The organism is Vibrio limimangrovi (assembly GCF_054064025.1).
The window spans coordinates 22,257-35,497 of record NZ_JBSUGF010000015.1 but is presented as its reverse complement, the minus strand read 5'-3'; the positions used below and the strand labels follow the sequence as shown (position 1 = coordinate 35,497).

Annotated in this window: 11 protein-coding genes, 1 tRNA gene and 1 pseudogene; 6 read left to right on the top strand and 7 right to left on the bottom strand. The window is 44.9% G+C overall.

Translation table 11 applies throughout. From position 1 onward, the window contains the following. Positions 1-21: 21 nt before the first annotated feature. The 5 genes and pseudogenes from ACWYU8_RS18745 to pepA all read right to left on the bottom strand — a co-directional run. Positions 22-498: pseudogene (locus tag ACWYU8_RS18745) on the bottom strand (GNAT family N-acetyltransferase); the annotation flags it as partial. A 62-nt stretch (positions 499-560) separates the two neighbouring features. Further along, entirely contained in the window at positions 561-965 is a 405-nt protein-coding gene (locus ACWYU8_RS18740) for a DUF2061 domain-containing protein (RefSeq protein ID WP_457521243.1), read from the bottom strand. A 240-nt stretch (positions 966-1,205) separates the two neighbouring features. Then, on the bottom strand, positions 1,206-4,079 hold the full coding sequence (locus tag ACWYU8_RS18735; RefSeq protein ID WP_457521242.1) for a valine--tRNA ligase: 2,874 nt from the start codon (positions 4,077-4,079) through the stop codon (positions 1,206-1,208). A 159-nt stretch (positions 4,080-4,238) separates the two neighbouring features. Then, positions 4,239-4,688, bottom strand: a complete 450-nt coding sequence (locus tag ACWYU8_RS18730) for a DNA polymerase III subunit chi (protein WP_457521349.1) — start codon at positions 4,686-4,688, stop codon at positions 4,239-4,241. A gap of 116 nt (positions 4,689-4,804) precedes the next feature. Continuing rightward, positions 4,805-6,313: a leucyl aminopeptidase gene (pepA, locus tag ACWYU8_RS18725; RefSeq protein ID WP_444495814.1), complete on the bottom strand. Its 1,509-nt coding sequence runs from the start codon at positions 6,311-6,313 to the stop codon at positions 4,805-4,807. Between the two features lie 199 nt (positions 6,314-6,512). Between pepA and lptF the strand changes: the two genes are divergently transcribed. Then, on the top strand, positions 6,513-7,613 hold the full coding sequence (gene lptF / locus ACWYU8_RS18720; protein ID WP_457521241.1) for an LPS export ABC transporter permease LptF: 1,101 nt from the start codon (positions 6,513-6,515) through the stop codon (positions 7,611-7,613). 3 nt (positions 7,614-7,616) lie between these two features. Next, entirely contained in the window at positions 7,617-8,687 is a 1,071-nt protein-coding gene (gene lptG, locus ACWYU8_RS18715; protein WP_457521240.1) for an LPS export ABC transporter permease LptG, read from the top strand. A 65-nt stretch (positions 8,688-8,752) separates the two neighbouring features. Here lptG and ACWYU8_RS18710 read toward each other — a convergent pair whose 3' ends face one another. Continuing rightward, positions 8,753-9,232, bottom strand: coding sequence for an RDD family protein (locus ACWYU8_RS18710; RefSeq protein WP_457521239.1), 480 nt, complete (start codon positions 9,230-9,232; stop codon positions 8,753-8,755). A gap of 151 nt (positions 9,233-9,383) precedes the next feature. Then, complete coding sequence (locus tag ACWYU8_RS18705) at positions 9,384-10,652, bottom strand: DUF2254 domain-containing protein (protein WP_457521238.1); 1,269 nt, start codon at positions 10,650-10,652, stop codon at positions 9,384-9,386. Between the two features lie 483 nt (positions 10,653-11,135). On the opposite strand from ACWYU8_RS18705, the gene ACWYU8_RS18700 reads away from it, so the two are divergent. From ACWYU8_RS18700 to ACWYU8_RS18685, 4 genes are all read left to right on the top strand, one after another. Continuing rightward, positions 11,136-11,220 (top strand) — tRNA-Leu (locus ACWYU8_RS18700). A gap of 402 nt (positions 11,221-11,622) precedes the next feature. Continuing rightward, entirely contained in the window at positions 11,623-11,880 is a 258-nt protein-coding gene (locus ACWYU8_RS18695; protein ID WP_457521237.1) for a hypothetical protein, read from the top strand. Between the two features lie 208 nt (positions 11,881-12,088). Further along, positions 12,089-12,649, top strand: a complete 561-nt coding sequence (locus ACWYU8_RS18690) for a hypothetical protein (RefSeq protein ID WP_457521236.1) — start codon at positions 12,089-12,091, stop codon at positions 12,647-12,649. 437 nt (positions 12,650-13,086) lie between these two features. Next, positions 13,087-13,239, top strand: a complete 153-nt coding sequence (locus tag ACWYU8_RS18685) for an alpha-amylase (RefSeq protein ID WP_457521235.1) — start codon at positions 13,087-13,089, stop codon at positions 13,237-13,239. Positions 13,240-13,241: the final 2 nt, after the last annotated feature.

Genomic DNA, 13,241 nt, shown 5'->3' with positions numbered 1-13,241 from the left:
CATTTGCTGTGATTTGCTCGCTCACAGCGATTTGAGCATCACGACTTCACAAGCATCATGCCCTGTTTGTCCAAGCGGGGCTTCTAAATGCTCAAATCCCAACTTCTCATATAAACCAATGGCTTCTTTTAAGCACTCGGTGGTTTCTAAATAACATTGGCTATAGCCGAGATCTTTTGCCTGTTGAAGACTGAGCGCCACAATACGTTTCGCTAAACCGTGGCCGCGGGTTTGAGGAAGGAAATACATCTTTTGTAGTTCACAAACATTGAGTTCTCCAGCCAGAGGTGCAAAGCCACCGCCGCCAACAATTTCGCCGTTGTGTTCAATCACCCAGTAGGCTGCGCCTTGCTGGTCATACACAGAGTACATGTCATCAAGTGTTGGGTCTGCCACGCCATAGCCTTTGTCTGCGGTGAGCCCATACTCTGCCGAGACCTGGCGAATGACGTTAGCAATCGATGGATTATCTTGAGGAGAAATAAGTCGAAGAGTAAAGTCTGCAATCTTTTCCATTTTGAGCCTAATATATGAATTTTTAGAGGCTCAATATATTGCGGTTAGCTATGTCGATGCAATCCAAAGTGAGGTAATGATGTTTGTCTTACCGATTTACGTAGCCAAACTTTCTCGTGGAAGTAGTACACCACAGTGTTCAATGATGGTTCCAGCATCGCCATTACGCCACCGATAAATGCATCACCAGTTAATAAGTACACCACGGTGAAGGCGACATTAAAGTGCACGGTAGCAAAGCTTGCGGTTTTTAGTTTGGTCATTGTTTGACGAGCTTTAAGTGCCGGAACACTTGTCCAAGCTTTTTCATGAAAGTAAAAAGCGACGGTGTTTACTGATGGCTCGATCATGGCAATTAAACTACCAATTAGAATGTCGCCAGTAAGCACATAAGCGACACTAAAGGCGATAGTAAAATGTAGCGCTGCGAAGGTTAGTGTCTTTTTCATGATAATCACTCATTCGTGTTTGTTTCGATGAATAGATTATCAATAATAATTCTCATTAGCGCTAATGGGTGATGAGTATTAATAAGATAGGCAAAAGCTATCGATTGAAAGGGTTTGGCTGGGTTAATCGACACAATTTAGCTGATACAAAATTAACTGATACAAAAAAGGTTGGCCACAATGACCAACCTTTCTGATTTTAAGAGCAGAAGCATTTGGCTTCTAATTCAACGCGAGCGATTAAAGAGCCGCGATGGTTTTCTTTTGCTCTTCTAGCTTAGCCAGTGTCTCTTTGTAGCCGTCAAGCTTCTCACGCTCTTTAGCAACAACCGCTTCAGGTGCTTTCGCTACGAAGCCTTCGTTACCCAGTTTGCCTTCGATACGCTTGATCTCGCCATGAGTTTTCTGAATCTCGCCATCCAGACGAGCAAGCTCTGCGTCTTTGTCGATCAGGCCTGCCATCGGGATCATAAGCTCAGATTTACCAACCAGTGCCGTTGCACATGCCGGAGTTTCTTCGCCAGCTTCAAGAACGCGTACCGCTTCTAGCTTCGCCAGAGACATTAGCACTTGCTTGTTCGCTTCCAGACGAGCTGCGTCTTCTTCGCTTGCTGCTTTTAGCATGACATCAAGCGGTTTACCCGGATTGATGTCGTACTCAGCACGTAGGTTACGGATGCTAGTGATGAACGCTTTAACCCACTCAATGTCGTCTAACGCTTCTTGGTTGAAGTTCGCTTCGTCGAATTGAGGTAGAGCTTGAAGCATGATAGTGCTTTCTGATGAATTAGTACCTTCAACACCGTCAACAATAGGCTTGATGCTTTGCCAGATAGTTTCAGTGATGTAAGGAATCACTGGGTGAGCCAGACGTAGCGTCTTCTCAAGAACCGTGATTAGCGTACGACGAGTACCACGTTGCTGCGCTTCAGTACCTTTCCATAGAACAGGTTTCGTTAGCTCTAGGTACCAGTCACAGAATTGGTTCCAGATGAATTCGTAAAGCGTGTTCGACGCCATATCCAGACGGAAGTTGTCGATATGGTTGTTGAACGCTTTCGCTGCTAGTTCAAACTGAGACTCGATCCACTTGTCCGCTAGTGAGTATTCAATGTCACCACCGTTGAAGCCACAATCTTGTTCTTCTGTGTTCATCATTACGTAACGGCTAGCGTTCCATAGTTTGTTACAGAAGTTGCGGTAACCTTCAAGACGCTTCATATCCCAGTTGATATCGCGACCTGTTGATGCCATTGCTGCAAGGGTAAAACGTAGTGCGTCTGTACCGTATGCTTCGATACCGTTTTCAAACGTCTTACGTGTGTTCTTCTCGATTTTCTTCGCTAGTTGAGGCTGCATCATGTTTCCACAACGCTTCTCTACTAAAGACTCTAAGTCGATACCATCGATCATGTCGATTGGGTCAAGTACGTTACCTTTCGACTTAGACATCTTGTCGCCGTTTTCGTCACGGATTAGACCAGTAACGTAAACCGTTTTGAATGGTACTTGTGGCTTGCCGTCTTCGTCTTTCACGAAGTGCATGGTCATCATAATCATGCGTGCAACCCAGAAGAAGATGATGTCGAAACCAGTTACTAGCACGTCTGAAGGGTGGAACACTTTCAGATCGTCAGTTTGCTCTGGCCAACCTTGAGTACCGAACGTCCATAGTGCAGAAGAGAACCAGGTATCCAGTACATCTTCGTCTTGGTGTAGTTCAATCACTGACTCTAGATTGTTGTTGTTACGAACTTCTTCTTCGTTACGACCTACATAAACGTTGCCTTGGTTGTCGTACCAAGCCGGGATGCGGTGACCCCACCATAGCTGACGAGAGATACACCAGTCCTGAACGTCACGCATCCAAGAGAAGTACATGTTTTCGTATTGCTTAGGCACGAACTGGATGTCGCCGTTTTCAACGGCTTCAACCGCTGTTTTCGCCAGAGGGGCAGTGCGCACATACCATTGGTCAGTCAGCATTGGTTCGATAACCACGCCACCACGGTCGCCGTAAGGAACTTGTAGATCGTGATCTTTCACTTCTTCAAGCAGACCTAGCTCGTCGAATTCAGCAACGATCGCTTTACGCGCAGCAAAACGCTCCATACCGTGGTATTTTGCTGGAAGTTCAGCGCTGTACGCATCGCTTGCTTCGCCGTTTGTGTTGAATACTTCAGCCGCGTCACGGATGTTCGCGTCAAAAGTCAGAATGTTGATCATTGGTAGCTGGTGGCGCTTGCCCACTTCGTAGTCATTGAAGTCGTGTGCAGGTGTGATTTTCACACAACCAGTGCCTTTCTCCATATCCGCGTGCTCATCACCTACGATAGGGATGCGACGGTCAACGATAGGAAGAATGATGTCTTTACCGATAAGATCTTTGTAACGTGGATCTTCTGGGTTCACAGCAACACCAGTATCACCCAGCACGGTCTCTGGACGCGTTGTTGCTACAACGATGTAGTCTTTACCATCAGCAGTTTTTACGCCATCCGCTAGTGGGTAGCGGAAATGCCACATGTTGCCTTTAGTGTCTTTGTTTTCTACTTCCAGATCTGAGATAGCAGTGTGTAGTTTTGGATCCCAGTTAACCAGACGCTTGCCACGGTAGATAAGATCATCTTCGTATAGACGTACGAATACTTCCTGAACTGCGTTAGACAGACCATCGTCCATCGTAAAGCGTTCACGATCCCAGTCTACTGATGCGCCAAGACGACGTAGCTGCTTAGTGATGGTGCCGCCAGATTCGCCTTTCCATTCCCAGATTTTGTCAATGAAAGCTTCACGACCGTAATCGTTCTTAGTTTTGCCTTCTTCTGCAGCGATTTTACGCTCAACAACCATCTGAGTTGCGATACCAGCGTGGTCAGTACCTACTTGCCAAAGGGTGTTTTTACCCTTCATACGTTCACAGCGGATAAGCGTATCCATGATCGTATCTTGGAACGCGTGGCCCATGTGTAGGCTACCAGTGACGTTCGGTGGCGGGATCATGATGCTGTATGATTCTTTAGTAGTGTCACCGTGTGGCTTGAAGTAGCCTTTCTCTTCCCAAGTCTGATACAGAGCTTGTTCGATTGAAGTTGGGTTATATGTCTTTTCCATAGCGCTCATTTTTCCTCGTCATATTTGGGCTGATTGTGGCTTTAACTGCCTTAATCGAAGCTCAACTATTTAGAGGTTTGATTCTGGTTAATGGTAAATCTTAGTCAATCTCTATAAGTGAACTCTCTAAAGAGAGAGCTTAACTATAAGGATTGACCGTTAAGGATACTGAATTTCTATCGTCTGCAGTTGGTAGCCTGCTTGTCGGTAAATTTTATATCTTTCTCTTGCGAGCTGTTTAGCTTTTTCTTCGCAGGGCACGAAGTCTACCACTTGAGCAAACTTGTTCGCAAAGGTTGTCTCATTTTCCGCCAAATTAATTACTAGTTGACGGTTCCAGGAGGGTTTTACCCCATCATGGCCAATTTCAATATTGGTGGCGTATTTTGGCCCTTCACCAACGAGATTATGTGCCATGAACTTGTCTGTATCAATTTGCCAGAAGGTTTCTGCCAGTTGCTCAGCATGCGCTTTGTCTTGGCAGTTCAGATATACTTTAGCGCCTTGGCGGGCAAAATGCTGAGCCAAAAACACAACGTACTCTTCAAAGCCTGCGGTGTGCGCTTGTGGGCTGTCTTCTTTTATGATGTAGAAAGTCGCTGTTTGCATCATTTCTCTCGCTTGGTTTGGTCTCATGCTGAAACCTTTATCTTCATCACTCTTTTATAAAGAGTAGAGAGATAATAAAAAAGGGCCTTGCGGCCCTTTTCGATGTTGTTCAGAAATTATTCTTCTGTCTCTTGGCCGCTGCGGTTCAAAAGGAATTGGACAAGCATTGAGACAGGACGACCTGTCGAGCCTTTAGCTGCACCAGATTTCCATGCTGTACCAGCGATATCAATGTGTGCCCAGTTGTACTTTTTCGCAAACTTAGACAAGAAACAACCCGCAGTGATAGTGCCGCCAGGACGGCCGCCAATGTTTGCCATATCGGCAAATGGGCTCTTCAGCTGCTCATGGTATTCGTCAGCCATTGGTAGACGCCATGCGCGATCACTCGATTGCTCAGAGGCGTTGACAAGTTCATGAGCAAGTGGGTTGTGGTTTGAAAGCACGCCACTGATGTGGTGACCAAGTGCAATGACACAAGCGCCTGTTAGTGTTGCTACGTCAACAACACAGTCTGGTTCGAAACGCTCGACATAAGTCAGTGCGTCACACAGTACCAAACGGCCTTCTGCATCCGTATTGAGTACTTCAACCGTTTGACCTGACATCGTTGTTAGAATGTCGCCCGGACGGTAAGCGTTGCTGCCAGGCATGTTTTCACAACCAGCCAGAACACCAATTACGTTGATTGGCAGATTTAGCTTCGCCAGCGCTTTCATTGTACCGAATACAGACGCTGCACCACACATGTCGTACTTCATCTCATCCATACCTTCACCAGGTTTTAGAGAGATACCGCCTGAATCGAAGGTTAGGCCTTTACCAACCAGTACGATAGGTTTTGCTTCTGAATCAGGGTTACCTTTGTACTCGATGATAGACATCATAGATTCGTTTTTCGAACCACGACCTACTGCCAGGTATGATGTCATACCCAGTTTTTCCATCTCTTGCTCACCAATGATCTTGGTGGTTACTGTCTCATAGTCGTCAGCCAGGCGACGAGCTTGAGAAGCAAGGTAAGCTGGGTTTGCTACGTTTGGTGGCATATTGCCCAGATCTTTTGACGCTTTTACGCCAGAGGAGATAGCAAGACCATGTGTGATCGCTTTCTCACCCAAGCTTAATTCACGGCGTGTAGGTACGTTGAATACAAGCTTACGCAGTGGGCGGCGAGTTTCAGGCTTAACGCTCTTGAATTGGTTAAATGTGTACAGACCATCTTTAGTCGCTTCTACTGCCTGGCGAACTTTCCAGTAAGTATCACGGCCTTTAACGTGCAGTTCAGTCAGGAAACATACTGCTTCCATAGAGCCAGTTTCGTTAAGTGTGCTGATCGTCTTTTGAATGATTTCCTTGTACTGGCGCTCGCCAAGCTCACGTTCTTTACCACAGCCAACAAGTAAAACGCGCTCAGACAAAACTCCTGGTACTTGATGCAGAAGTAGCATCTGACCAGGCTTACCTTCTAGATCACCACGGCGAAGTAGTGAACTGATGTAACCGTCACTGATTTTATCAAGTTGTTCGGCTACTGGAGAAAGGCGACGTGGTTCAAACACACCAACAACGATACATGCGCTGCGTTGTTTCTCTGGACTGCCACTTTTTACACTGAACTCCATGCGTACTCCTACATCCTGAAGACAAATTGTTCTAAATGTTAGATAATGTCGCTTACTCGTTGAATTTTAGCTCTCAGCTTACACGCAGAGCTAATTAAGCGACTAACATTTAGTTTATAATTTTTAAAAAAATAAATGGTTCAACGGGAAACTATAGTGATTCGACCAAAAAAACAAGTTTTGTATAGGTAATTTCAGCGTGATTATTGTTAGATATTTGATCCGCGAAACACTCAAGAGTCAATTTGCGATCTTTTTCGTACTTTTTTTGGTGTTTGTGAGCCAGAAGTTCATCAGTGTACTTGCTGACGCTTCTGACGGGGATATTCCGGCTGGGTTGATCTTCTCGATTGTTGGTTTGAACATGCCAGCAATGGGCTTATTGATGCTGCCCTTAAGTTTGTATATTGGCATATTGATCACTTTTGGTCGTTTGTATGCTGAGAGCGAAATTGTCGTCATGAATGCGACGGGTATCGGAAATAAGTTCTTGGTGCAGGCAGCGCTTTACTTAGCCTTAATTACCGCGAGTGTGGCGGCATTTAACGCTCTGTGGTTGTCCCCGTGGTCGCAAGATAAAGTGGAACAGCTTTATGAACAAGTTGCGGCAGAAAACAGTGTGGATCTATTGCAGAAAGGACAATTCCAGGGCACTCCAGATGGTTCTTCAGTGGTATTCATTGACGATATAAAAGACAGCAAATTAAGTAATGTGTTTGTCGCACAAATGCGCCCGCGAGATTCGGTCCTTCCTAGTGTGATGTTTTCGTCTTCTGGCGAAGTGCAAGAACTATCGGATGGTCGTCAGATCATCACAATGAAAGAGGGGACACGTTACGAGGGTATTCCAACTCGCGTTGAGTACATGATCACTAAGTTTGATCAATATGAAGGTGTCATCGGGCAGCGAGAAGTTAAAAAGAAAGGGCGAGATTGGGAAGCCTATCCAACTGCAAATTTGATTGGCCATCCAGACCCAGAAGCACAAGCAGAGCTACAATGGCGCATCTCACTATTCGTGTGTATTCCACTGCTTACTATGCTGGTGATTCCATTGTCTGCGGTTAACCCGCGCCAAGGCCGGTTTGCAAAAATGGGCCCGGCAATACTGATTTACTTGGCTTACTTCCTGGCAATCAGTGCGACAAAATCTGCATTGGAAGATGGTTCTATACCGCCAGCCGTTGGCATGTGGCCTATCAACGCGATGCTGCTACTAGTCGCGGTTCTGGCCAATATGATGGACAGTGTTCCAGCTCGACGAATGAAAGAAAAATTCCGTAAGAAGAGGCTCGCGTAAGCTGTGTTCAAAATCTTAGACCTTTATATCGGTAGAACCATCATATCTACCACAGCCCTGGTTTTGGCAACATTTGTTGGCCTATCTGGCATCATCAAATATGTCGAGCAGCTGCGTAAAGTCGGACGTGGCGTCTACGATCTTACGCATGCACTGTATTTTGTGTTGCTGAGTGTTCCGCGTGATATTGAGATGTTTTTCCCGATGGCGGCTCTACTTGGCGCTTTGATTGGTTTAGGTATGTTGGCTTCGAGTTCTGAGCTGGTAGTCATGCAGGCCGCCGGTTTCTCGAAATTAGATATCGGTTTGTCAGTGCTGAAAACTGCGGTTCCTCTAATGCTGATTGTGATGGCATTAGGCCAGTGGGGCGCACCTGAAGCACAAAAGATGGCCCGTGACTTACGTTCCTTTGCGATATCGGGAGGTAGCATTGTCTCGGTTAGAGCTGGAGTTTGGGCGCGTGATTCGAATGACTTTATCTTTATCGGCAAAGTAGAAGACGACAAGCTGTATGCTTTGAACATGTGGCGCTTTGATGATGATAAACACTTACAGAAAGTGATCTTTGCTGAAGAAGTGGATTACGGTCAAGACAACAACTGGTTAATGCGAGATGTGCAAATTACTGACATGCAAGACGAAACCGTTGTCTCCAAGCAAAATGTCGAACAAATGGAATGGCACACCTCGCTTGCTCCGGACAAGCTTGCCGTAGTGACCGTTAAGCCTGAAGAGCTTTCTTTAAGTGGTCTCTATGATTACGTAGGTTACCTTAAATCATCCGAGCAAGAAGCATCTCGTTATGAATTGGCGTTCTGGCGTAAGCTGAGTCAGCCTCTTTCTATCGCGGTTATGATGCTGATGGCCTTGTCGTTTGTATTTGGGCCTTTACGCAGTGTGACCATGGGGGCGAGGGTGTTATCTGGCGTGGTCGCTGGATTCACTTTCTACATCTCAAGTGAGTTCTTTGGACCTTTAACCTTGGTTTACGGCATTCCACCGATATTTGGCGCGTTAGCACCTAGTTTAGTATTCCTGGCTATTGCTGTTTCTTTACTAAGAAGAAAGCTATAAAACCAAAACCAAAACCAAAAAGGAAGGCCAAGTGTTAAATGCCTTCCTTTTTTATTTTTGATTGTTTAATTTGCTTTCGGTAATACCACGACTTGAGTTTTTGCCCATATATCGTGGAATCCGCGTTTCTTTGGATCGATTGGCACCGTCAGATTTGCTAAACCAAATCCAGAGGTTCCCAGACGAATTAACGCTTGAGTGACAGTAATCGGTGAACCATCGGCTGCGTTACGCACTTGAAGCTTCCAGGCTCGCATTCCCAGTGTCTGACCAGCACGAGTCCAGAAAAAGACAAAGAAATAGATCCATACCACCGCTAAATAGAGCGTAAATAGCGGGCTTGCTACGGGATGCTTTGAGAGCATATCCGCTGCATCCACATATTCCCCATAGCTGAGTAACCCTGCTGCATTAAGTGCAAACATAATCGCTATAACGACACCAGCTGCCATCATTTCTATGGCAATGATAATCAACGAGTCATAGAACAAAGCCGCTAATCGACGAAAAAGCCCTGCTGTAGGAAGAGTTGTAGAAGTAGTCATAATTCCATTACTTACCTTAAAAATTGTGGGTCAGAATATAGATTCCCTTCTCGTGTGAAAAGAGACCCAACGCACAGACTCTCTAATTGTGGTGAAATCCGTTATGTTTGTCGTTGTCTTGTTGGAAAAGTGTAGGGACGGCTTTCATTTTTCAGCCATGATATTTTTGGTCCGTTACCTGATGAGAAAGCTGTGAGAGTTGGTGTTTTTCATCTTCGGTATAATGTTGAGATAGCGCGAGTTCCAATGCTTTTTCTGAGAGTTTTGTCGCCGGAGAGGCAAACAATTTGGGATGAATGCTCGATAGCGCCAACAACGCTTTTTGCAGGCGAATCTGAACTTGGAGTTGGGCTGCGCCATCATGCGCTATCGGCAAAAATACATCATCAAACAGATCCTGGCAGCTTAATGAAGGAACAAACAGTCTAGGAAAGCGTGTTTTTATTGGCCTTTTCTGTAGCAACTCTCCCCACAGTGACAGGGCTCGTATAGATCGCCCGATCACATCAATGGCGGTGCCGTTATCATTCACCGCAGGTGAAAGTGCCCTTGAGGCGATCTCCGCCAATACAACTAACCCAAAGCGAGGGTCCTGATCGAATGAACGTTCTGTGCGAATGGTGAAAGCTGTGATAACGTCACTCTCTTCTTTTAACTCTCCACACAGCCAAGCGATTGGTTGTCCTAAGTAAACAAAATTGCCCGGCTGGCGTTCAATGTAGATCGTGCATTGATTCTCTTCGGCAAGGCTGTCGAGATAGTGCATATCAATATGTTGTAAGTAGCCGATCTCCTGACTGTAAATAGGTTTGCTACCCCGAGGCTTATGTTCCGGGTGACTCCAGGGGCGAGCGCCAAGCCAGGGGTTGTCACCACGTTTGCGAATCGCACTTAACAGGGCTTGCTCTACCTTTGATGTCGTTTCAGCAACCCTGCCAAGCACTGATAGATGCTGAATCCAGCGCAGTAGGGTGAGTATGATCATCACGATCACAACCATAGTAACGATGAACAGATAGATACGCGCTTGTTCATGATACGCACCGACACCTAGCGCGATAATGCCCACCAGACTAAATAAGAACGAACCAAGAAACGTGGCCAGAGCATTTTGTGTTGTGCTGTCTTCCATCAATAGCTTAGTGGCTCTTGGTGTCACCCCTGCGCTAGCGGCTCCGTATGCTGAAACCATAATATTGAGCGAAAAGGTAGTCACCGCCAACATTGAGGTCGCCAGAATATTTAGTATGTTATTAAGTAGTTCACTGCTGACGTTAATCGCGGGAGGCAGGACAACGAATTCGTTCAGAACAATCGACATCAGAGCGGTAGCAACCGCAAGTAAGGCGAACAGTGATGTGCGAACCCACAGCTTGCGTGTTATTTGTTTTAATAACCACTGCCATTTAGACCCGGTCATTCCCGTACTCCTATCTGTCACTGATTCAAAAGTGGCTTGAGAATTCAAAGCGTTATTATTGTTAAAGCATAGGCTAAATTCTCTGAAGTCTAATTGGTGTGTGATAATCCATAGTGGTAAAGGTACGTAGATCAGGATATTTCCATACGTGCAGATCGTATCTGGAGTGAGGTGGTGCACAATAATATTTTCAGGTGCAAGTAGTGGACTGGGCTCAGAGCTGGAGAAGCATTTACAATGAAGTATTGAGCATTGAAATGGCTACGTTTTTGATATCACAGTGAATCGAATATAAACGCCATTGATATTGGGAAGATGGCTGTAAAACGAAAGGCTGTTGACAAGATAGCAGTACTAGAACTCTCCTTTGTCACAGTTTGTGGCGAAATTATCAGCAAACGATAGTTATTTAAGGTTTTTCTGCTTGCGCAGGTCAAAAGCTTACGTATAATGCCAACCATCAAAGGGCAATAGCCTAATGATGCCGGTGTGGTGAAATTGGTATACACGACGGATTCAAAATCCGTTGCTTTCGAGCGTGGCGGTTCAAGTCCGCCCACCGGTACCATATTAGAAAGGTCGCTTTTATAGCGGCCTTTCGTCGTTTATAAGCTTTGAATAAATTCAAGAAATCAGAAGCTTAGCTCGTTTTCCCTTCCTTGTTATCGACGCTTTTCTCGCTCGATTAGACTCACTTTATCAACTCTAAAATCTCTCTCATGGTCCATATATGGTTCATCGCATGTCGATTCTGTGCGCAAGGGAATCCTAGTAAATCCAACAAATGCTAAATCCTGTAATCTCGCAAGCCAGTATCAGTAAGGATTCAGGGCTACTAGAACCATGGTGTGACCATGGTGACTTTACGGTGAATGAATTCTTTTTATGAATTGCGTGGGTGGGAAGCTTGGATAATTGCGCTTTATAAATGTACTCTGTATTTAGGCTTTGATTATTAAAGGTTAATATCATGAGTAAAGAAGCATTTCTAAAGCATTTAGCTGAGCAATTTGAAGAGTACGCTAATATTCCAAGTTCACTGGTTGCTGAGAAGGTTAGCAAGAAGCAATTTATCAATGGCCTTATGACTGCCTCACGCTATTTCGACGTTAAGTATGAGGAGCTAGAAGCAGTAATTCCAAAGTCGTTAAATGATGATTATGAACCTCTTGATATTCCTGCTTTTATTCGAGATGGAAAGCTTCTAAGTAAATTGGGTGTAGTTTAGGCTGTTACTTGGTAGGGTGAGGTGCTATTTCGTTTCTGCTTCCCTCCTATAAGCCTTTCATTATGGGCATTGATTGGTTGTGTGTCATAACCTAGAGGGGGTATATACACCTACAACTAATCACACAAATGAATTAACCCCAAGTTGATATCGATATGCAACTATGTAATCTTCTTTATAGTGGTGAACAAATGGAGATTGGCCAACTATGAAGATGATTTTCGTCGATGCTGAAAATGTAGGACTGAAGGAGCTAGAAAAAATCAATGCTTCGGTCATTGATAAAGTCTTTGTTTTTTCTAAGTCAGATTCAGTCAAGCTTGTTTGTGAAAAGTCGTTGTACCTGTTCTTATCTGACTATCCGACAGGTCAGAACCAAGCCGATTTCTATATCATTGCATATCTGTCTAGGGTGCTACTTGCTTTAGATAAAAAGCAGTTGGGCTCTGTTCATTTTGAGCTTTACAGTAACGATGAAAGCTTGATTGCAGCATTTGAGTTTCAGTGCAGGCAGTTAGGCGCTCCGTGTCAAAGCATCAGAACTAGAGAGAACACCGTTGTTCCAATTGTTAAGCCACAACAGACAACCCCTAAATCCCCTGAAGACAAGCTTCTTCATGCTCTGAAGTCCCCTCGTGCTTTAGATCCTAGCTTTCAAAAGCAGCTAGGGCTGTCAAAGTCAGATTTTACTAAGGCAATCAATGAGCTTTCCAAGAGTAACCAAATCAAGCGCAGTCCTCAGTCCAAGAAAAAATGGGTTAGGTGTTAGTGGGCTAGCTTACCGATCTCATTAAAGGGTAATAAATGGCGGTATTCTCCATCGCTACTACTAACCATCAGTGTGTGAATATCGCTGTCCTAAGCTCACTGAGTGATGATCTCGGTAATCTCTGGTGAACCGCGCGTGAGATTAGTGTACCGAGTGGCGTACCGTAGAAAAATATGTGGTTTGATCAAGTGACTATATGAGTTATGGGCTATGAACATGTTGCTGGTGTTGGTAGTTGTAGGATTGGGTGGATGTGGCTGTGAAATCTGTAGGTAAAACAGTGGTAGTTTCCCTTTTAAGCTATGACATTTTTCATTCGTCTAACCAAAATCACTGAATATCACTAAGAATCACTAAACAATCACCGCCCTATCATCGTCGCTATGAAACCGACTCTCATACAATGTCATCGTTCATTCAACAAAGGAGATAGAACGATGAGCAACGGCAATAAGCAGAACGATCATAAAGCAAACCAAGCCAACGGTAACAAAGGAACTTCTGGTAGTAATACGGCGTACCAGAAAGCTCTTGATAACAGAGCTAATCAATTGAACCCGAATAACTCACGCTACCAAGGTAAGAAATAGGA